This window comes from Cronobacter sp. HA18003 (assembly GCF_011605905.1).
In the GTDB taxonomy this organism is placed as follows: Bacteria; Pseudomonadota; Gammaproteobacteria; order Enterobacterales; family Enterobacteriaceae; genus Cronobacter; species Cronobacter sakazakii.
Genome location: NZ_JAANQO010000025.1, coordinates 150,984 through 171,137, shown reverse-complemented (window position 1 = coordinate 171,137; position 20,154 = coordinate 150,984). Strand labels below are relative to the sequence as shown.

Here is a 20,154-nt window from a genome sequence, read left to right as displayed (position 1 = left end):
GGAACTGGTGCTGGTGGGTTTGGTGGGTGCGCTGCGCTTACCCACCCTACGATCCCTGACATTAAGGCGATAACGTAGGGCAGGTAAGCGCAGCGCACCTGCCGTCGCTTCCTACATGCCCTACACCATAAGGGCCATCACGTCCCCGGCACCACGCCGTTCTGCATAATTTGCTGGACCTGCTGCCCGCTTTTCCCTGTCGCCTGCAACTGCCCGTTAACGCTTGGGCGCAGCGGCGCGTCTGCCGCCAGACTGCCGCTCGCGGTGAGCTGTAAATTACCGTCACCCTCCAGCGGCACCTGTGGCCAACCCCAGTTATGTAACACGTTGACCGGCACCGCGCGACCATTCAGGCTCACCGTTGTCATTCTCTGCGGTAACTGAGAAATCGTCGCGGTGGCCTGCAACATGCCCTGGCCCGCAAACGCGCTCAGCTCGCTAATGGCGATGGTGGAAGGGTTCGCGTTCAGCGTCAGCGACGGGCGGCGCACATCGACGCGGTTAAACGTCGCGGCGGCGGCGTTCAGCGTGGCGTTGCCGCCCCAGATCCCCCATTCGCCGTTACGCGCCAGCTGCAGATTATTGCCCCACGCGTCCAGCGCGGTGAGCTGGAACGGCCAGTCAGGATCGATATCGATAATCAAATTTCGGCTGCCGGAGAGCTTTTTCACCGTCACGGTTTGCAGCCACGCGGGCAGCTTCTCCTGCCAGCGCTTTTTCCAGTCGGCAGGCAGCGTGTATTCAAGCCCCGCCAGGGCCAGCTCGTCGAGCGTCAGCGCGTTGCCTGCCCGCTGCCAGACGCCGGAGGTTCGCACCATGCCGCCTTCCCAGCGCGAGCTGAACTGTCGCAGCGCCACGCCCTGCGCTGACAAATCGGCGTTCACGATAGGGTCGAGGAAATGCAGCGAGCCGTAAACCACCTCGCTGGCGTTCATCGACACCTTGCCGTCATCGCTCTGCCAGCTGCCGTTCACGAGCGTCAGATTGCGCAGGCTGATATCCAGATCGGTTGCCGCCCAGCCAGGCCCTTCAAGCCGCGCGTCGGTCACGTCAACGCGGCCAAGCGCAAGCGAGGGGAGCGTTGTCAGCGGTTGCAGCAGATCGCTTATCGATTTCGCGGTTTGCAGACGGATATCGCTTAAGCGCAGGTTATCCACCACCCAGCCGCCGTTCGCTAACCGACGCGCGTTGCCGGTAAGCGCGCCGCGGGCGATATCGGCACCGAGATTGGTGATAGTCACTTCGTCATTGTTAATTTCGCCCTGCACCAGCACATTGCTGGCGGGCATGCCGTTTAGCGTCAGCGAGCCTGCGCTCAGGGCGATATCCGCTTTGCTGCCGAGGATTTTCCCGGCCTCCGGCAGCCACGGGCTGATACCGCCGCTAACGCGCTGCGCGCTGAGATCCCAGCCGGTTTTCGGGCTGTTAAACGCCATATCGCTTAACTGAAGGCGGTCGGCACGAAACGGCAGCGGCGCGGTGGAAGGGGATAAATTCAGCGTGCCTTTGTAGAGCAAAATGGTATCGACGTGCATCGGCTCGGTGACCTGTCGGCTGCTCAGCCCGATATCGACCTTTTGCGCCACCAGCGTGGCGGGCTGGCCGTTGCGCCCGAACGTCACATTTTTGAGCACCAGATGCGAAGGCGCGGAAAAGCTGTGGTCCATTTCATCAAAGGTGATGTGATAGCCGCTGTGCTGATTCACCCAGCCGGTGAGCCAGCCCGCGCCCCAGCGCGTCTGCAACAGCACGTAAAGCACGAGCAGAATCAGCAGAACGGCGGCGATCAGCGCAATGATGAGCTTTCCGAGAAATTTCATTGTCTTCCATCCTGTGAACTTCCGATGATGGATTTATGCACTATTCAGGCGAATTGCTCAAGGCGGGGATTGTCAACGGAGGTGTCAGCGATGGCGGCACCGCGCCGCCATCGGCAGGGGATCAGTCGTTGGTCTGTTTTTCCGGCGGGAAAATCAGATTTAGCACAATGGCTGTGATGCCGCCCGCGGCGATGCCGGAGGAGAGCAGGTTTTTCACCCAGTCCGGCGCGAACTGCAGGATCAGCGGCTGCTGAGAAACGCCGAGGCCCACCGCCAGCGACAGCGCGATAATCATGATCGCGCGGCGGTTTAACGGCTCGCGGGAGACGATACGCACGCCGGACGCCGCAATGGTGCCGAACATCACAATCGTCGCGCCGCCCAGCACCGGCTCAGGGATATGCTGAACGAAACCGCTGACCGCCGGGAACAAGCCGAGCACAATCAGCATCAGCGCCACCACAAAGCCGACATAGCGGCTGGCGACGCCTGTTAACTGGATAACGCCGTTGTTTTGTCCGAAGCAGGAGTTCGGGAAGGTGTTGAACACGGCGGAGACAAACGAGTTCAGACCGTTCGCCAGCACGCCGCCTTTCAGGCGCTTCATATACAGCGGGCCGGAAACGGGCTGTTCGGAGACGTCAGAGGTGGCGGTGATATCGCCGATGGTTTCAAGCGACGTGATCATAAAGACCAGCATCAGCGGCAACAGCAGGTTCCAGTCGATGCCAAGCCCGTAATGCAGCGGGGTGGGGATCATAATCAGCGCGCTCTGCGCAGGTGCCACGCTTTGCGGCAGCATGTCCATCGCCCAGGCCAGCAGATAACCCACCGCCATCGCAATCACCAGCGACGCAACGCGCAGATACGGGTTACGCTGGCGGTTAAGCAGAATGATTACCGCCAGCACTGCGCCTGCCAGCAGCAGGTTTTTCGGCGCGCCGAAGGTGTGATCGCTCATCGCAGCATAGCCGCCGCCAATTGACGTCAGCCCGACCTGAATCAGCGACAGACCGATAATCATCACCACCACACCGGAAACCAGCGGCGTGATAATGCGGCGCGCCAGGTGAAGAACGCGGGAGATGACCATTTCGGTGCAGCTCGCCAGCATCAGAGTGCCGAACAGCGCGGCCATCATCGTTGGCACGTCCGCGCCGCCGGTCTTCAGCGCCGTCCCGCCCATAATGAGCGGTGCCACAAAGTTAAAGCTGGTGCCCTGAATGGAAAGTAACCCGGAGCCGACCGGCCCCCACGCTTTAATCTGAATAATCGATGCCACACCGGAGGCAAACAGCGACATGCTGATGATGTGCTGGGTATCCTGCGCGGGGAGTCCAAGAGCCTGACAAATCAGCAGCGCAGGCGTAATCACCGCAACGAACATCGCCAGAAGATGCTGGCAGGCGGCAAACAGCGTTTGCGGCAGCGGCGGCCGGTCTTCCAGACGATAGATGAGTTCGCTATTTCGCGCGGGCGCAACCGATTGCGCGTTTTCAGACTCAAGGGTGTTAATGGACATCGACATAATCCCACGGTGGAAAAGCGGACATTCTAGCGAAGTGCATCACAAAAGCAAACGATTGCAAACGGCGAGCATACCCGTCTGAAAAAACGGAAATCCGTATCCACGACGCGATTTACCGCCATCAGTCTGTGCTGCCTGACAGATATTCATGACACGAACAAAGTTAATGTCTGCGCATCGTTACTGCTGACACGCATTAAAAAATGAAGTGAGTTTTAGGGCGAACAGGAAAAACCGCCTTTCCACTGGAAAGGCGGTAAAAAATTAAAGCCGTTCGATCTGTACCGTGACTGCGCCTGAAACACCGCCAGCGGTGACATTTTGGTTAGCCAGCTTAACCGGCTGGACGCCGAAGCTGACTTTACCTAAATGCGATAAAGTGATTTTGCTGACCTTTAACAAGTCATTATTAATAGCAAGAGGCGTGTCATCTTCTGCAAAAAAACCAATGCCCACACCGCTGGCTGCGTTCCCTGAGGACGCATATTGATTTGCTAAAGTTGTGCCTTCAGCATTATCAGCTTGCCCCATAAATTTCACCGCGATATGACCGTTTGAAACGGCATCGGCGCAGGCCCCGTCTTTATCAGCACCATTGATAAAAACGGAAATGGCCTGGGGAGCGGTAGCGTTATCTCCCTGCGATACCAGTTGTGACGCGTCAACCGTAAAAGAAACACTCTCCTGAGAAAGTGAAACTCTGCACCCTTGATTTACAGAAGAAAGTTTTCCGGTGACAAACAGTGAGGCGGGCACATCCTCAGACGAAACACTTGCCTGAGCCGCGCCTGCGAAGAGCAAGCCAGTAATCATTAATCCTGTGATTTTATTTAATTTCATGAGTTTCTCCTTGACATGAATCTCAATAGGTAAATATGTATTTCAGTAAAAAATGGATTAAAGACGCTCTATCTGGAACGTAATATTGCCTGTGACGGAGCCGGAAGTAACCGTCTGGCCTTTCAGTTTTACTAACTGTATCCCAATGATGTTGGTGGAATCATTTGTCTTATCCGCAATGGTATAAGTTTCACGTACATCAATAGGCGTTTTATCACCCTTAAATAAACCAATACCTACACCAGAGGCGGCATTTCCACTTGTGTCAGTATTCGAAAAAACATTACCGTCAGCATTGTCAAAGCTGCCGGTAAATTTAACGGCAACTTTTCCGTTGTAAACTTCTTCACTGCATTGCGTAAAGTCAGCCGAACCCTTAACTGAAAAGGTGATGAGAGCGGGATCGGTGGCATTTTGCCCTTGTTCAATCAGGCTGCCGGATGTTGAGTTAAGAGTGATAACGTTTTTTGACAAAGTCACCTGGCAGGCTGCCGAAGTATTACTAACTTTGCCTGTGACAGCGAGGGTTGCGGATTGATCCTGTGTTTCCGCTATTGCATGAGCTGTACTTGCCAGCAGCAGAGCAGAAAGCGTTATTTTAAAAAAATTTTTTTTCATGTTGTTCCCTTACAGTTGTTTATACAGATGGTACACTTATTCAAACATTCGAAATTCAATGCCGGTCAGGCGTTAGCTCCTCCATGTTTAACTTTTGAATTTAACATTTTGAAAATAAGTCATGTTTAGTCATGTAAGTATGTTAGGGTATTTACCTGGTTTCTAAGGCTGTACGGCATCAACGCTGACGTCGCCGATACATTGCAGTCATACGATGCCTGCATAAATTATTCGCGTTCTTTTAAGTATGGGTGTTAAATTCTGGTAATAAGACGGCCACGGGACGAATCGCCTTAGATGATGCTTAGAATCTATGGCTCAACAATGCCCCTGAAATACTATCTTCAGCAGTAAGTCGGAAATCTTTAACCCTTGCTTCAGAGTGCCTTGCCCGGGGTGTCGTCTTTATACAAGAAGGTAGAGAGCGTTCCGGGAAAATCGCTTGCTCTTAATGCTTTAAGGCGGTGTATTTTCTTAATCTGCTGCCAGATTACTTACATTATGCATTGGAAGTCAGGCACTTCCGGCCATCAGTTGTCAGCCAGTATAACTGTTTTATATGCTGCAGTTGCTGACCTAAAAATTAAACGAATTTATTAGGTGCAACTTTATAAATGCAGTGCACCCCTGTAAGGGTGCCTGCATTATTATATTTTCAGAATGTTCAAATATTAATTACACGGCGCTGTAATTAAATCACAGACGTTCAATTTCAATCGTTAAGGAACCCGCTACGTCACCCGCAACGGCTTTCTGACCATTCAGTTTAACCATATTGATGGCCAGAATGTCGCCGCCTACGTTAGACGTTGCAGCCATGGTGTCCTGGTTAATTTTGATTGGCGTGTGATTAACCGTAAACAGGCCGATGCCTACACCTGTCGCTGCGCCAGTGGAAACATTGCCATTGGCCAGTACGGTGCCGTCAGCGTCATCTGCAGTACCGGTGAATTTATATGCCATTTTTCCCTGAGCAACCTGATCCTGGCATTCGCTCCCGCCATTAATAGACAGACGAACGGTTTTCACACCGGCCGCATTGATCAGCGTTGCATCGCCCTGGTTGACCAGGTCAGCTACATCGCTTTCAAGGTTAATGCTGTTGGTAGAAAGGTTTACGGAACACTGATCAGAAATACTTTCTACAACTGTACCGGTTACGCTCAGTGTCGCGGAAACATCGTTCGGGTTAGTTTCAGCATGAGCTGCGCCAACCATAAACAGTGCAGAAACGGCTAATCCTAATACAGACTTTTTCATAATTTTATATCCTTTAAAATTTTTACATTGAAATAGGCGAAAAGCAATCCTGCACATAACGCGCAAGAATACTTTTCCATATTTCTGGCAAATAAATTCTATATGCTTATTAACATTGTTAAAGATAATTTATACGCAAGGTGATTTGCGCTTTTACTTTACCTCCTGACAAATTGTTGCTGGTTTTTGCATAACGAACAGAAAGCGGTAATGGATAACTGTTTTGGTTAGGTAATGATAAATCCAGCGGTGAATTAGGACGCATTACTGTGCCATTAAATAACATTTCAATACCGACATTCTCGGCATGACTATCTGGCGCTACGTTTTTGAATACGGTCGGGTTGTTCGCATCGGTTAAACCTTCAATATTGATGCTGGCCCTGCGTGTATTCATACACAATAAATTTACATTGACCGATTGCGCTGTTATTCCGCTATTAGACTTGAGCTCGCTGATTTTGACAGGCGGCAAGTCAATCTGAGGGTTCACCACCTGAATCATGCAGTGCGCTTTCGGTGAAATAAGGGCCATCGCCAGATTGACGACAAAAGAGTTGTCATTAAGCGTTATTAGAGAAGGAATACGAAAACTGAGTATGCCGCCCGACGTTATCGTCCCCGTTTTTATCGCTTCCAGCCGCAGTTTAATATCATCAGACGTAATCGTTTTATTACTTAAGTCACGCGTTTGCGCTGAAAAGGGCAATATCCACTCTCTGTGTGCGGATCCCGGTTTGTCATAGATCATCGTGATGCGAATACCCAGGCCTGGTAATGCCGTGGCATAGGTGTCTTGCCCATTTTGTCGGCCTGGCATCTTTCCATTAAGGAGCTGACTAATTTCAGCTTTGCACGCTGTGCTAATAATATCGTGCGATCCACTGAGTTCGGCCAGACTCGCTTCTTTTTTATAAATAACGCTGCCGACCGGCATCATTGTGATGTTGTCTGGCAACTGGACCGTAACAGGTATTGTCACATTCGAAGGATTTTGTTTCAGGTTACAGTCGCTGGCATATACTGGCGCTATCAGACCTTTTATTAACATGGCTATTGCGGCGCTTTTCGCCAGTCGAAAATAGATGTTCATAATCTTTACTGACAGTTGAGAGTGAGTAAAACAATCGGTAATGCTGGCGTCTGGTTTACCGGCATCTCAAAGGGAGTAGAACAGCTTTTATCTTCACCCCATTTAAAAGTTAATATGCCTTTATCCGGTACGGCGTTGAGATAAACCTGGCCTTTATCGCCTACGTAATAGGCGTTATCCATGCCTTCAATATGCGCTCTTGTGCCAAAGGGCAGAACTTCACCTTTATAATTAATCGTAAAAACCGCTTTGCGACCGCGGATAGCGGTAAATTCAGCCAATACGACGGCGTCTTTTGTAGGTACAAGTTGAGTTGACGTACTGGCGAAATCGATATCTTTACCTGCTTTTTGCGTATCAACGCTCAGGCTGTTGCGGTGGTAAGAACGTAAATCCGTAGCCAGCGCATAGCCACGTGAGTCAGTATGTAAATCCTGCCCACCTTCCAGCGGTACGTCTGGTACACCAGGTATAGATACCAGCGCCATACTGCCTGTGGAGTTACGCCCAAATGTCACGCCATGACGATGCCCTACCACGCTGCCCGAGGCATTCCAGGAAATATAATTATTTTGATCGGCGTTGTAAGTAACGTTTAGATCGCCGTAGTTGCCCTGGTAATCGAACCCGGCAGAGCCAGATTTTGTGCTCGATTCGCCATGTTTTGCCGCATACGAGAGTTGGGTGTTCCAGTGCATATCCTGGCTATCGCCAACTTTTCCGTTAATGCCCAACTGATTATTAAGGTCCCTTTCCAGGCCTGAGGTTGCCGTGTAATTGACCATTGGCTGCGTCGTCGGGAAGGTTTCGCTCAGAGGGATCGACAGCGTTAACGCCAGTTGTTTATCCCAACGGGCTTCACTCTCGCTACGAGACATACTGTAAGCTAACGAAAAGCTCACCGTTTTTAATGAACCATTCCAGCCGATTTGCCACATGCGAGACACAGAGTTATCCATGTTTTCGCTACGACTCAGCGTGGTATAGAAGCTATTGGTGTCATCAAGCGACTGGTTAATCGACAGATTATATTCCCGACGCCTGCGCGTATCAGCAAACAAATCTTCTGCTGTTGCCCAGTCGCTGAAAGAAAGGTAATCGCCAGTGTAATAGCGGTTATCTACCTGAATCTGTGTATCACTATCAGGAATGTAATTACGGTACGTCAGGCGGATCATTTTTCCGTCGGCTTCCTGTGAATTACCACGGCGACCTTTACTCTCGGTGAGATCGGCTGCGATACCTCCCAGGCTTTTCATATCCATGCCCAGACCCAGGCTAAATGCCCGGTAGCGGTCATGATATTGCGCACCACCGTAGAGCGTAGTATTCAGCGGCAAGCCACGACTTATGACCGCTTGTATAACATCAGGTTTATGCTCAAACGAACTGGTACCGGACATATAACGCCCTGCCGACAGGTTGTACTTCATCTGTCCGGTTCGTAATAACTGCGGCACACTGGAATAAGCGAGGGTGTTGTGTGTCTCCGAACCATCCGCTTCCGTTACGACAACGTCTAATTTTCCGCCGTCTGACACCGAGGCGAGATCGCTGATGACGAAGGGCCCCGGCGGCACAGAGCGCTGATAAATTACGTAACCATTTTCGCGTACCGTGACTCGTGCATTGCTTTTGGCGATACCGCGAATAATGGGCGCAAACCCATTGAGTTGGTCAGGCAGCATATCGTCATCGGAAGAAAGCTGTACGCCCCGAATCAGCAAGCTGTCGAAGACGTCGCCGGGTGTGCTGGAATCCCCAACGGTCAGTTCGCTTTTCAGTGTATGGATCGCAGTTTCAACGTAATTGGTGATGCTCTGCCAGCCTTCGCTGTTACTGATCGCCGAGTTATTGCGATAACGCCACGCGCCGATGTTCACACCATTTGTCAGGTTGGCGTAGGTGGAGTCTTCCGTGCCCTCGCCTTTTTTAAGGTATTGCTGGCCTGATAGCTGATAATTACTAATAATCGCCGGAATGCCATCGTCCCACTCTTCTTCAGGAACTCCCTGAACGCTTTCATCACGTAGTACTGTTTGGGGTAGGGTAATGTCCAGCTGCAGCTTTGAGAAATCGAAAGACGATTTAGCCCCTGGAACTTGCTCTTCCATAGGCACACAGGTGTTTTTGAGTTCGTTGTCTTCTGCTTTAGAACTAACCTTGCTCATATCCACCCCAAGCTTCTGATAAGCTTTGAAAGAAAGGCAGGCAACTAGCTGCTTATTTTTATCCGGCTCAAACCGCACGCTGCTCATCATTATCGGTTTTTCGTTCACGTTGATATGAACGCGATACGTTCCGGCGGGCTGATAGCCCTGACTCAATAAGCTTGTGTCGCTTAATGCGGCTTTCCCATCAATATTCTGCAGCAGACCAGGATCAAAATACTCTCCTGCTGTCACCGTTCGGCAAAAAATGGCTGACATGACAAACGAGGCGAGCCATTTTACTTTGCTACCACGCATAGCGCCCTTTCATTTATTCAAGGTGCTGAGAATAAGTTTGAGAGGTCACGCCAAAATCGTTAATACCATCCCACTCAACGCTGGAACCGCTCGCTGGAGTATGTTTGAGCGTGTATGATTTTTCTCCAAAGGGTGGGATAACTGTATTATTATCTACAACAGAAACCTTAATAGATTCTTTATCAGCAATAATTTTGCTTAATACCAGGTAATAAGGTGATGAGTTTTTAACAGATAATTTATTACCTGAGTGGCTCCAGTGAGCATTTTTTACGCCATCGCCAGGGTCGCCTTGCAGGCCTGCGGGCCGGTAGAAAAATTTAATGCGATTATTGATTGCCAGTACCATGCGGTTGGGTACTTTCGACTCTTCATCAGTTAATCCAGGTACGCCCTTTACATCCAGCCAGAAAAGGCTTTCGCGATCGGCTGGCAAACCATTACCCAGGTAAACGATACGAATAACGTTGTCGCTTTTGGGCGCCAGGCGAAACAGCGGTGGTGTCACCACAAAGGGCAAATCTTTTTTTACCGTACTGTCGCCGGCATCCAGCCAGGACTGCACTAAATAGGCGCGATCTTCATTACTGTGAATAGTGATGGACGCATCGCCATCTTTTTCACTATAAACCAGACGATCTGCGCTCAATGTCAGGGCAGCATGGCCCATTCCTGACCAGCAGCTTGCGGCAAGAATTGTCGTCAGGATCAATTTTCTCATTTTATAAAACCTAAAATACTTATAGTGAATGCAAACCCGATGATGAATAAACATCACCGGGCCTGATGGTTTAAAAATAACGTTTTACAGTGATTCTATCTGCATGGTTAATGATGACTGAACCTGGCCCGGTGTCGGGGTAGCACCGTTAAGTTTCACCATGCCTATGTAAAACATGGTGCTCTCTTTACCGGTACCTATAACCGGACTACCGTTAGGCGTAATCACATTGCCTGCATAAGAGTAAATGCCAACGCCTAATCCTGTCGCTGCGGTAGAACCGGTTGCAGTGTTAACCAGTGCATTACCTTCTGCATCATCAACGATGCTGGTAAATGAGAGGTTCGGAGCTAACTGGCCATCTTTGGTGCAGTTGCCGATAAAGTTTGCTGTGACCGCGGTGAGTTGAGCTCCATCGACATGATGTCCCTGCAATGGCAAAGAATCGATATCACGGCTTCCCATATCGACAGTCGGCTGAACAAATTCAATTGTACAACCCATGGACGCATCTTTAACTGTGCCTGATACAGAAAGCGTCGCTGAAACATCATTTTCTGCAGCCTGAACCACTCCCGCTGCGAGAATGGCATTCAGCGCAAGCACTAATGCATATTTTTTCATAATAACCACTCCCTTATTGTAAATAGCCTGAAAATTCAGACCACATATCATCCTGAATTAAAATTTGTGCGCTGGCAGGAAGGCTATAAAGCCAATATTGATTCTGGGTAGTGATATCGCACAATTAATAGTGGGGTGGATTATTGGCAATGCGGTCTTTTTGTTTCTTGACTAATTGTGCTTTACCATTGAATCAGAGGAGTAATGTATTATTTGACTAATGAATGTGTTGTGTTATGTGGTTATGGATTTAATCTTTATTTTCTGAAAGCGGACAGGCAAAATTCTCATTTTTATCTCTCTTTTCCCGCTTGCAGAATAATATAAATGAAGTGATACATATAATAGATATATGGTTATGCACTTATATAAGATTTTAAATGTGAATTATTAAAAAGTGATTTTATGCATTCAATGAATGCTCACAGGGCTTTTATTGAGAAAGAATAGGTTCCGTCTTGGCGGCAGCGACAACAAGCTGAAGGGGTAAACATATAAAATTCCAGAGCATAGAACCGAAAAACGGATAAAATTAGCGATGATAAAAGTACAAGTCACTTCAGGCGTTAGAATACCGCTCGGTTTCCGGCATCCAGCGCTCGATCAATGCTGCTGCCTGCTCGGGATAACGCTCATGAATATGTCGTGCGATTCGCTGCACTTCAGGAATAACTGCCTGATCGCGTAACAGATCCGCCACTTTGAATTCGGCATTGCCCGTCTGACGAGTGCCGAGCAGCTCTCCAGGCCCGCGTATCTCGAGATCTTTTTGTGCTATCATAAAGCCATCGTTGCTGTCGCGAAGCACCTGCAAGCGAATCTGCGCTGTCTTCGAGAGCGGAGATTTGTAGAGCAGTACACAATGCGAGGCCACCGCGCCGCGCCCGACGCGTCCGCGCAACTGATGAAGCTGCGCAAGGCCGAGTCGCTCCGGGTTTTCGATAATCATCAGGCTGGCGTTAGGGACATCCACGCCGACTTCAATAACGGTGGTCGCGACCAGAAGATGCATCTCGCCCTGCTTAAACGCCTGCATTACAGCCTGTTTTTCGGCAGGTTTCATACGGCCATGCACCAGTCCGACGTTGAGTTCAGGCAGCGTGGTTTTAAGCTCTTCCCAGGTCGCTTCCGCGGCCTGCGCTTCCAGCAGCTCCGACTCTTCAATCAGCGTACATACCCAGTATGCCTGACGGCCTTCTTCAAGGCAGGCGCTGCGTACGCGCTCAATAATATCGCCGCGACGTGTATCAGGAATGGCAACGGTGGTGACGGGTGTGCGGCCTGGCGGCAGTTCATCGATAACGGACGTATCCAGATCGGCATACGCCGTCATGGCCAGCGTGCGGGGTATTGGCGTGGCGGTCATGATCAGCTGATGCGGATGAAAGCCTTGCTGCTGTCCTTTTTCCCAGAGCGCCAGACGCTGATGCACGCCAAAGCGGTGCTGTTCATCAATGATGACCAACGCCAGGCCATTAAACTGTACCTGTTCCTGGAAAATCGCATGTGTGCCGACGACCATAGAAACCTGGCCGCTGGCGATGGCTTCCTGCTGCGCCTGGCGCGCTTTTCCTTTCTGCTTGCCCGCCAGCCAGCCCACTTCAATCCCGAGCGGCGCGAACCAGTTGCGGAAATTGTTGGCGTGTTGTTCGGCGAGCAGTTCCGTGGGCGCCATCAGCGCCACCTGCTTGCCGTTCGCGATCGCGCGCAACGCGGCAAGTGCTGCCACCAGCGTTTTGCCAGAGCCGACATCGCCCTGAACCAGCCGCATCATGGGAATATCCAGCGCCATATCGCGCTCGATTTCCGCCACCACGCGCGCCTGCGCGCCGGTGGGTTTGAACGGCAGCGAGGCGAGCAGCTGTTGCTTAAGCGCATCACGAGCCTCAAGCGGCTGTGCGTGGTAGCGCTGTGCGCCGGCGCGAAGCGCCAGCATGCTCAGGTTATGGGCCAGCAACTCTTCCAGAATTAAACGACGCTGCGCAGGGTGCTGGCCGCTCTCTAAATCTTCGAGCTTCATATCTGGCGGCGGGCGATGCAGCGTACGCAACGCTTCCGGTAGGCTCATTAGCCCCTGTGACAGCTCTGGCGGCAACAGCTCGGTAATGGCGCACGTTTCCAGCAGCTCCAGCGCCTGATCGGTCAGCTTACGCAGCGTTGCCTGACGCACCCCTTCAGTGGTTGGATAAACGGGCGTCAGGGTTTCCTGCATTTCCGGCGTGCTGACATCACCCTGAATACGGTACTCAGGGTGAATCATTTCCGCGCCATATTTACCGCGTTTTGCTTCGCCATAGGCCAGCACGCGGCGGCCCGTCGCCAGGCTGTTTTTCATCGCGGCGTTGAAATTGAAAAAGCGCATCGTCAGGATGCCGGTGCCGTCGCTGATCTGGCAGGTCATCATGCGGCGGCCGCCAAACGTGATATTGCAGTTCAGCACTTCGCCTTCCACCGTGGCGTATACGCCAGGCAGAAGATCACTGATGGGGTAAAGATGGGTGCGGTCTTCGTAGCGCAGGGGAAAATGGAGCAGCAGATCCTGAATAGTATGCAGGCCGATTTTTGCGAGCTTTGCGCTCTGGCTGGCGCCCACGCCGGTCAGTGAGCTTAGCGGTACGGCATCCAGCAAACGGCCGCGCATCGTTTACTCCGCAGCCTGCATAGTGGCCCACCAGTCCTGTGGCGCGTCGATTTCACCGTGCTCGTTCACGCGAGGATAGGGCAGGCCTTTACGCTTCGCCACTTTCGCCAGCACCGGGTAGCCGCCTTCAAACAGCAGGCGCTGCTGTTCTTTTTCAGGCAAAGTGCTGTTGGCGCGCTGGTACATGCCCGCGTTCTGCCGCTGGCGTTGCGCTTCATAAAGGATAAGCGCGGAGGCGACAGAAACGTTCAGCGACTGCACCATGCCTGTCATCGGAATGATAATGTCCTGATCCGCGAGGCTTAGCGCCTCTTCGGTAATACCGGTTTTTTCCTGGCCCATCAGGATGCAGGTCGGGCGCGTATAGTCGATTTCACGAAAATCGACCGCTTTATCAGAAAGGTGAGTCGCGAGAATCTGCATGCCTCGCGCTTTCAGGTGGTTCACCGCATCGCTAATATTGCGATGGGTTTTCACTTCCACCCAGCTGTTGCTGCCAGCGGCGGAAGAGGCCATGGTACGCATGCGGTTGCCAGGCCAGACGGCGTGGACTTCGTGCACACCCACCGCGTCTGCGGTGCGGATGATTGCCGAGACATTATGAGGCTTATGCACCTGCTCCATGCAGACCGTGAGATCGGGCTGACGCCGGGCCAGCATCTCGCAGATACGCGCGTAACGCTGAGAATTCATACAGTTAGTTTCTGTTACGGGTGACTTTAATCACGTCCGGCATCACGCGGATTTTACGCATGATATTCGCCAGATGTACGCGATCGCGCGCCGTGAGGCGAATGAAGGCGCTGTACACGCGGCCATCTTTCTCTTCGGTATTCAGGCTCTGAATATTTGAACCGGCAGTGTTAATCGCCGCCGTCAGGTTTGCCAGCGCGCCCTGGTGGTTAAACATATCCACCTTGATCTCGGTGATAAACTCCTGCTCGGTCTCTTTATCCCATTCGACCGCCATAAATTTCTCGGGCTCTTTCTGATAGCCACGGATGTTCCGGCAGGATTCATGATGGATAACGAGGCCTTTGCCCGGGCTGACATGTGCCACGATCGGGTCGCCTGGAATCGGACGACAACATTTCGCGAAGGTAATCAACACGCCATCCGCGCCTTTGATTGGCAGATGGCTGTGGCCGGATGCGGGCACGTTCGGCTGGTTGCTGGCGGTGGCTTCACCCTGCAACAGGTTTTTCGCGACCACCACGCTCATGGCGTTGCCGAGACCGATTTCCGCCAGCAGATCGTCAAGTGTTGCGAGCTTCATACGCTCAAGCTCACGCTGGATATGCTCCGGCGGAATTTCTGCAAGCTTGCGACTGCCGCCCAGTGCATGGTTCAGCAGACGGCGACCAAGGCTCACCGAGTCATCGCGCTTGAGGTTTTTCAGCATCTGGCGAATTTTAGCGCGCGCTTTGGAGCTGACGACAAAATTGAGCCAGGCGGCGTTCGGGCGAGCGCCCGGGGCAGTAATAATTTCTACCGTCTGACCGCTGGAGAGTGACTGAGACAGCGGATAGGGCTGGCGATCGACGCGTGCGCCGACGCAGGCGTGCCCGATATCGGTGTGCACCGCATAGGCGAAATCGACAGGCGTCGCACCCGCAGGCAACTCGACAATGCGCCCTTCCGGCGTGAAAACGTAAATCTCATCCGGGAAGAGATCGGATTTAACGCTCTCGATAAATTCAAAGGAACTGCCTGCGCTCTGCTGCAGCTCCAGCAGGCTCTGCATCCAGCGCTGGGCGCGGATCTGCGCGGTAGTGCTGCTCTCGCCGTGCTCTTTATAAGCCCAGTGCGCCGCAACCCCCATCTCCGCCATCTGATCCATATCCTCGGTGCGGATCTGCACTTCGACCGGTACGCCGTGCGGACCAATCATTGAGGTATGAAGCGACTGATAGCCGTTCGCCTTGGGGATAGCGATGTAATCTTTCATACGGCCGGGACGCGGCTTATAAAGGCTATGCATCTGACCAAGCACGCGGTAGCAGGTATCAACATCTTTCACGATCACGCGAAACGCGTAGATATCCATGATCGAGTGAAAACGCTGCTCTTTAAGCACCATTTTGCAGTAGATGGAGTAAAGATGTTTTTCGCGGCCGCTGACGCGGCTCGGAATTCCAGCTTCCTGCAAACGCCCTTCGATTTCAGAAAGGATCTTCTGAATCATCTCTTTACGGTTGCCGCGCGCAGCCTTAACGACCTCTTTAATAACGCGGTAACGGTTAGGGTAAAGCGCCTCGAATCCCAGCTCTTCCAGTTCGGTTTTCAGGTGATGAATACCGAGGCGGTGAGCGAGCGGGCTGTAGATTTCAAGAGTTTCACGGGCGATGCGGCGACGTTTATCCGGGCGCAGAGAGCCCAGCGTGCGCATATTATGGGTGCGGTCAGCGAGTTTGATCAGAATGACGCGGATATCCTGCACCATTGCCATGATCATTTTGCGAAAGTTTTCGGCCTGCGCCTCTTTCTTGTCGCGAAATTTCAGCTTATCAAGCTTCGATACCCCTTCCACCAGCTCGGCAACGCTTTTACCGAACAGCTGTTCCATGTCCTGGTAGGTAGCAGGTGTATCTTCAATCACATCATGCAGTAGCGCAGCCATGAGCGTTTCATAGTCGAGCTTCATCTCGGCCAGAATACAGGCCACGGCTACTGGATGAGTGATGTAAGGTTCGCCACTTGAACGTGTCTGTCCCTCGTGAGCATCACGTGCAACGAGATAGGCCTGCTGCAGACGCTTAATCTGGTCCGCAGGCAGGTATTGTTGAATCAGTTGATTCAGGCTTTCAAACAGATACAAGGGCTACCCGCACTAGTGATTAACGACGGCCTTCAGCGATAGCGGTAACGGCCTGCAGTTCTGCGGCTTCCTGCTCCTGCTGCTCCTGGCGCTCACGCACGTCGAGGATCTGGTTGTTAATCAGACCTTCTTCGATTTCACGCAGCGCAATAACGGTGGTTTTATCGTTTTCTTCCGGTACCAGCGGATCTTTACCGCCCACCTGCATCTGACGAGCGCGACGCGCGGCGACCAGCACCAGGTCAAAACGGTTACCAATTTTCTCTACAGCGTCCTGAACAGTTACGCGTGCCATATTTAAAAAGCTCCACAGGTGAAGAAATGACTGGGCATGATACTGAAACTACGCTCAGTCTGCCAATAGTTTGGTGATTAAAGCGTCATGTCGCTGCTTCTGGCGGCTCATACGCAGACGTTCGGCGCGCAGGATGATTTTTAAGTCAGCCAGCGCGGTATCAAAATCGTCATTCACGATAAGGTAATCGTACTCCGCATAGTGGCTCATTTCCGCCACGGCCTGCGCCATACGTTTTGCAATCACCTCTTCGCTATCCTGACCACGCCCACGCAGGCGGCGGTTCAGCTCTTCCTTAGACGGCGGCAGGATAAAAATGCTGCGCGCCTGAGGCATTTTTTCACGGATCTGCCGCGCGCCCTGCCAGTCGATATCCAGGAAAATATCGACGCCGGTTGCCAGTACCTGCTCAATCGCAGCGCGTGACGTGCCGTAATAGTTGCCAAACACTTCCGCATGTTCAAGAAACGCGTCTTCAGCAATCATCGCCCTAAACTGGTCGTGATTAACGAAATAGTAGTGCTCGCCATGAACTTCGCCAGGACGCGGATTGCGCGTGGTATGCGACACCGACACCTGAGAGTCATAAAGCGGTTGCGTCTTCAGAAAAGCCTGAATAAGGCTGGATTTACCCGCGCCACTGGGAGCGGAAACAATATAAAGCGTGCCTTGAGCCATGTGGTTTTACGTCTGTTGGTATGCGAAAAGAGGTGCGTATACCGCCTTATTATACACGTCGCGCTACGCTGGCGTAGTCTTTGTCGCAGGGTTCACGTCGCTTTGCGCATTTTTGCGAGGCAATATCCAGAAAAATTGTCTCGTTTATGCAATCAGCGAAAATCCCTGGAAAACCTCTCGTAAAACGTAACAACTCCCATCGCAGCCAGGCTACGTCATGTATTACCGTCCCGGCAGAAAAGCGAAGGGGGTGAAATGTGCGTATTACGATTTTCTTACTGCTTATCATTCTGGCATCCGCAGGCGCTTATGCGGCCTGTCCTGACTGGACGCCGCAGCAGGCACAACAGGAGGTCGCGGCGCTGGAAAACCAACTGACGCGCTGGGATGAAGCGTACTGGCTGCATGGCGAAAATAAGGTCAGCGACGCGGTATATGACAGCATGCGTCAAAGGCTTCGTGCATGGCAGACCTGTTTTGCGCTGCCAGTATTCAACGACGCGCCAGTAGCGCTTGCCGCAGGACGCACGCGCCATCCTGTCGCCCATACTGGTGTGCAAAAGCTCAAAGATGCCACTTCACTTTCGCAATGGATGCACGGCAAAACGGATCTGTGGGTACAACCAAAGGTAGATGGTGTGGCGGTTTCGCTGGTGTATCGGAAAGGCAAACTGCAACAGGTTATCAGTCGTGGCGATGGCGAGCGGGGCGAGGACTGGACGGCGCGGGCCCGACATATTCCGGCAATACCTTTGCAGGTAACAGGTGAGCTGGCTGACAGCGTGTTACAGGGCGAGCTTTTCCTGCGCCAGACAGGGCATCGTCAGCAGCAGGATGGTGGCATCAACGCACGAGGGCAGGTGGCGGGGGCAATGATGCGTAGTACGGTGTCATCAGTGCTAAACGATCTGGATCTGTTTATCTGGGCGTGGCCGGATGGCCCGAAAGCGATGGAGGCGCGGTTGTCCACGCTGGCGGAAGGTGGGTTCCCGCTGGCACAAGCCTGGAGTAAGCCGGTACATTCAGTTTCGGACGTTGCACGCCTGCGGGAGCAGTGGTTCAGCGAGCCGCTGCCGTTTGTAACCGATGGTGTCGTAATTCGCGAAGGCAGGGAGCCGCCCGGAAAAAGCTGGCGTCCGGGCGAAGGCTCATGGGTTGTGGCATGGAAATATCCGCCTGCGAAACAGATAACAGAAATTAAAGCGCTGCGTTTTGCTGTTGGTCGGACCGGCAAAATAAGCGTTGTGGCCCAACTGGAGCCGGTAACGCTTGATGATAAAAAGGTGTCTAAAGTGAGTATAGGTTCGCTGGCGCGCTGGGAAAAACTCGATCTGGCTGAAGGCGATCAGGTGGAAATCAGTCTTGCTGGTCAGGGAATTCCACGGCTGGATGCGGTTATCTGGCGGCCAACGCAGCGTATTAAGCCAGTGCCGCCAACCGCACGCTTCGATACGCTGAGCTGTCTGTATGGCACTACCGGTTGCGAAGAGCAGTTTATTTCACGTCTGGTCTGGCTTAGCGGAAAGCACGTATTTGATCTCGCGGGCATGGGTGAAGCAACGTGGCGTCAGTTATCAGAGCACCATCATTTTGAGCACCTCTTTTCCTGGCTTGCGCTCAGCGTTGATGCCTTAAAACAAACGCCGGGTTTTAGCGCGCAGCGCGCGGCACAGCTCTGGCATCAGTTCAACCTGACCCGTCAGCAGCCTTTTCAGCGCTGGGTAAAAGCGCTTGGTTTACCTTTACCCGCACGGGACTGGCAGGCGCTGACAGATGATAAATGGCAACAGCTACAGGCACGTGATGAGCGAAGCTGGCAGACGCTTCCTGGTGTTGGTGCCGAACGTGCGCGCCAGCTTGTCAGTTATATCCACCACCCGGATATCGCTGCGCTTGCCGAATGGCTGGCAGCTCAGCGAATTGACGGCTTCGCGTTGCCATAAATTACGGGTGCGACGATGCGGACAGCCTCTCAGTGTGTCCCGGCGCGGTAATGAAAAACCGGTAGCCCGAGGCGAAAGCGCAGCGCTAACAGACGAGCAGTAAAGCCGAACAGCAGAGTTGCTATCACCACAACATCGTGGCTTGAGACATAGTGCTCCAGGGTGATATACAGCACCGCGGCGGCGAAAGAGATGCCTGCGTACAGCTCTTTTTGAAAGACGAGCGGGATACGTTTACAGAACATGTCGCGTAATACGCCGCCAAAGACGCCCGTTACAACAGCGGCTATCGAGGCGATGATTGGGCCTTCGCCCATATCCAGTGCGATTTGCGCGCCGATAATGGAGAAAACGACAAGCCCCAGCGCGTCCAGCACCAGAAAAAGACGCCGCAGGTGAGGCATCACGGGCGCGGCAAACGTGGTGATCACCGCAGCAGCGGCGACGATCACGACATATTCAGGGTGTTTTACCCAGCCCAGCGGGTAGTGGCCAAGTAAGATATCCCGGACGGAACCGCCGCCAAGCGCGGTTGCCGTCGCGATGATAATGACGCCGAAAGTATCCATACGGCGACGGCCGGCCGCCAGAGCGCCGGTCATCGCCTCTGCGGTAATGCCAATTAAATAAAGTACATGCAGTAACATCGGTCCCCCCAAATCGGCTGCAAAGGGTAACGATTCGTGAAGGGCATCACGATTGAGATTTTCTAAGGCAAGCGCTTTCGGATTAGTTTTTTTAAGGCAAAATGAGAAGTGAGTAAAAGGCGAGAATGGATGTGGCTGTAAGGAAAAAAGGCCCTGACGG

16 protein-coding genes are annotated in these 20,154 nt (G+C 52.5%); 1 reads left to right on the top strand and 15 read right to left on the bottom strand.

Features of this window, described 5'->3' with window-relative positions; genetic code table 11:
* Nucleotides 1-137: 137 nt before the first annotated feature.
* The 14 genes from G6041_RS18380 to gmk form a co-directional block, all read right to left on the bottom strand.
* A complete protein-coding gene (locus G6041_RS18380) occupies nt 138-1,820 on the bottom strand; it encodes an AsmA family protein (RefSeq protein ID WP_012126224.1) in 1,683 nt (560 codons plus the stop codon).
* A 121-nt stretch (nt 1,821-1,941) separates the two neighbouring features.
* On the bottom strand, nt 1,942-3,342 hold the full coding sequence (locus tag G6041_RS18375; protein WP_004387709.1) for a nucleobase:cation symporter-2 family protein: 1,401 nt from the start codon (nt 3,340-3,342) through the stop codon (nt 1,942-1,944).
* A 270-nt stretch (nt 3,343-3,612) separates the two neighbouring features.
* The gene (locus G6041_RS18370; protein ID WP_012126226.1) at nt 3,613-4,188 is read right to left on the bottom strand and encodes a fimbrial protein; all 576 of its coding nucleotides are present in this window, start codon (nt 4,186-4,188) and stop codon (nt 3,613-3,615) included.
* A gap of 57 nt (nt 4,189-4,245) precedes the next feature.
* Nucleotides 4,246-4,806, bottom strand: coding sequence for a fimbrial protein (locus G6041_RS18365; protein WP_012126227.1), 561 nt, complete (start codon nt 4,804-4,806; stop codon nt 4,246-4,248).
* 696 nt (nt 4,807-5,502) lie between these two features.
* Entirely contained in the window at nt 5,503-6,066 is a 564-nt protein-coding gene (locus G6041_RS18360) for a fimbrial protein (protein WP_012126228.1), read from the bottom strand.
* Nucleotides 6,067-6,184: 118 nt separating this feature from the next.
* On the bottom strand, nt 6,185-7,159 hold the full coding sequence (locus G6041_RS18355) for a fimbrial protein (RefSeq protein ID WP_012126229.1): 975 nt from the start codon (nt 7,157-7,159) through the stop codon (nt 6,185-6,187).
* A gap of 5 nt (nt 7,160-7,164) precedes the next feature.
* Nucleotides 7,165-9,627 (bottom strand): fimbria/pilus outer membrane usher protein, encoded by a 2,463-nt coding sequence (locus tag G6041_RS18350; RefSeq protein ID WP_012126230.1) that lies wholly within the window; start codon nt 9,625-9,627, stop codon nt 7,165-7,167.
* 13 nt (nt 9,628-9,640) lie between these two features.
* Nucleotides 9,641-10,348, bottom strand: a complete 708-nt coding sequence (locus G6041_RS18345; protein WP_029039178.1) for a fimbrial biogenesis chaperone — start codon at nt 10,346-10,348, stop codon at nt 9,641-9,643.
* A gap of 84 nt (nt 10,349-10,432) precedes the next feature.
* The gene (locus G6041_RS18340; protein WP_041460649.1) at nt 10,433-10,972 is read right to left on the bottom strand and encodes a fimbrial protein; all 540 of its coding nucleotides are present in this window, start codon (nt 10,970-10,972) and stop codon (nt 10,433-10,435) included.
* 559 nt (nt 10,973-11,531) lie between these two features.
* Nucleotides 11,532-13,613: an ATP-dependent DNA helicase RecG gene (recG, locus tag G6041_RS18335; RefSeq protein ID WP_012126233.1), complete on the bottom strand. Its 2,082-nt coding sequence runs from the start codon at nt 13,611-13,613 to the stop codon at nt 11,532-11,534.
* Nucleotides 13,614-13,616: 3 nt separating this feature from the next.
* Nucleotides 13,617-14,306 (bottom strand): tRNA (guanosine(18)-2'-O)-methyltransferase TrmH, encoded by a 690-nt coding sequence (gene trmH / locus G6041_RS18330; RefSeq protein ID WP_012126234.1) that lies wholly within the window; start codon nt 14,304-14,306, stop codon nt 13,617-13,619.
* A gap of 4 nt (nt 14,307-14,310) precedes the next feature.
* Nucleotides 14,311-16,431 (bottom strand): bifunctional GTP diphosphokinase/guanosine-3',5'-bis pyrophosphate 3'-pyrophosphohydrolase, encoded by a 2,121-nt coding sequence (gene spoT, locus G6041_RS18325; RefSeq protein WP_004387718.1) that lies wholly within the window; start codon nt 16,429-16,431, stop codon nt 14,311-14,313.
* A gap of 19 nt (nt 16,432-16,450) precedes the next feature.
* Nucleotides 16,451-16,726, bottom strand: a complete 276-nt coding sequence (gene rpoZ / locus G6041_RS18320; RefSeq protein ID WP_000135058.1) for a DNA-directed RNA polymerase subunit omega — start codon at nt 16,724-16,726, stop codon at nt 16,451-16,453.
* 54 nt (nt 16,727-16,780) lie between these two features.
* A complete protein-coding gene (gmk, locus tag G6041_RS18315) occupies nt 16,781-17,404 on the bottom strand; it encodes a guanylate kinase (protein WP_004387719.1) in 624 nt (207 codons plus the stop codon).
* Between the two features lie 257 nt (nt 17,405-17,661).
* Between gmk and ligB the strand changes: the two genes are divergently transcribed.
* Nucleotides 17,662-19,347 carry an NAD-dependent DNA ligase LigB gene (gene ligB, locus G6041_RS18310; RefSeq protein ID WP_054628537.1) on the top strand — a complete coding sequence of 562 codons (1,686 nt, stop codon included), beginning with the start codon at nt 17,662-17,664 and terminating at the stop codon, nt 19,345-19,347.
* Between the two features lie 29 nt (nt 19,348-19,376).
* Here ligB and G6041_RS18305 read toward each other — a convergent pair whose 3' ends face one another.
* Nucleotides 19,377-19,994, bottom strand: coding sequence for a trimeric intracellular cation channel family protein (locus G6041_RS18305; RefSeq protein ID WP_012126236.1), 618 nt, complete (start codon nt 19,992-19,994; stop codon nt 19,377-19,379).
* Nucleotides 19,995-20,154: the final 160 nt, after the last annotated feature.

Bases quoted from the DNA above. Each gene is read 5' to 3' on its own strand.
- G6041_RS18380 (WP_012126224.1), bottom strand. From the start codon at position 1,820: ATGAAATTTCTCGGAAAGCTCATCATTGCGCTGATCGCCGCCGTTCTG.
- G6041_RS18360 (WP_012126228.1), bottom strand. From the start codon at position 6,066: ATGAAAAAGTCTGTATTAGGATTAGCCGTTTCTGCACTGTTTATGGTT.
- G6041_RS18355 (WP_012126229.1), bottom strand. From the start codon at position 7,159: ATGAACATCTATTTTCGACTGGCGAAAAGCGCCGCAATAGCCATGTTA.
- G6041_RS18345 (WP_029039178.1), bottom strand. From the start codon at position 10,348: ATGAGAAAATTGATCCTGACGACAATTCTTGCCGCAAGCTGCTGGTCA.
- G6041_RS18365 (WP_012126227.1), bottom strand. From the start codon at position 4,806: ATGAAAAAAAATTTTTTTAAAATAACGCTTTCTGCTCTGCTGCTGGCA.
- trmH (WP_012126234.1), bottom strand. From the start codon at position 14,306: ATGAATTCTCAGCGTTACGCGCGTATCTGCGAGATGCTGGCCCGGCGT.
- G6041_RS18305 (WP_012126236.1), bottom strand. From the start codon at position 19,994: ATGTTACTGCATGTACTTTATTTAATTGGCATTACCGCAGAGGCGATG.
- G6041_RS18350 (WP_012126230.1), bottom strand. From the start codon at position 9,627: ATGCGTGGTAGCAAAGTAAAATGGCTCGCCTCGTTTGTCATGTCAGCC.
- recG (WP_012126233.1), bottom strand. From the start codon at position 13,613: ATGCGCGGCCGTTTGCTGGATGCCGTACCGCTAAGCTCACTGACCGGC.
- G6041_RS18370 (WP_012126226.1), bottom strand. From the start codon at position 4,188: ATGAAATTAAATAAAATCACAGGATTAATGATTACTGGCTTGCTCTTC.
- G6041_RS18340 (WP_041460649.1), bottom strand. From the start codon at position 10,972: ATGAAAAAATATGCATTAGTGCTTGCGCTGAATGCCATTCTCGCAGCG.
- gmk (WP_004387719.1), bottom strand. From the start codon at position 17,404: ATGGCTCAAGGCACGCTTTATATTGTTTCCGCTCCCAGTGGCGCGGGT.
- G6041_RS18375 (WP_004387709.1), bottom strand. From the start codon at position 3,342: ATGTCCATTAACACCCTTGAGTCTGAAAACGCGCAATCGGTTGCGCCC.
- rpoZ (WP_000135058.1), bottom strand. From the start codon at position 16,726: ATGGCACGCGTAACTGTTCAGGACGCTGTAGAGAAAATTGGTAACCGT.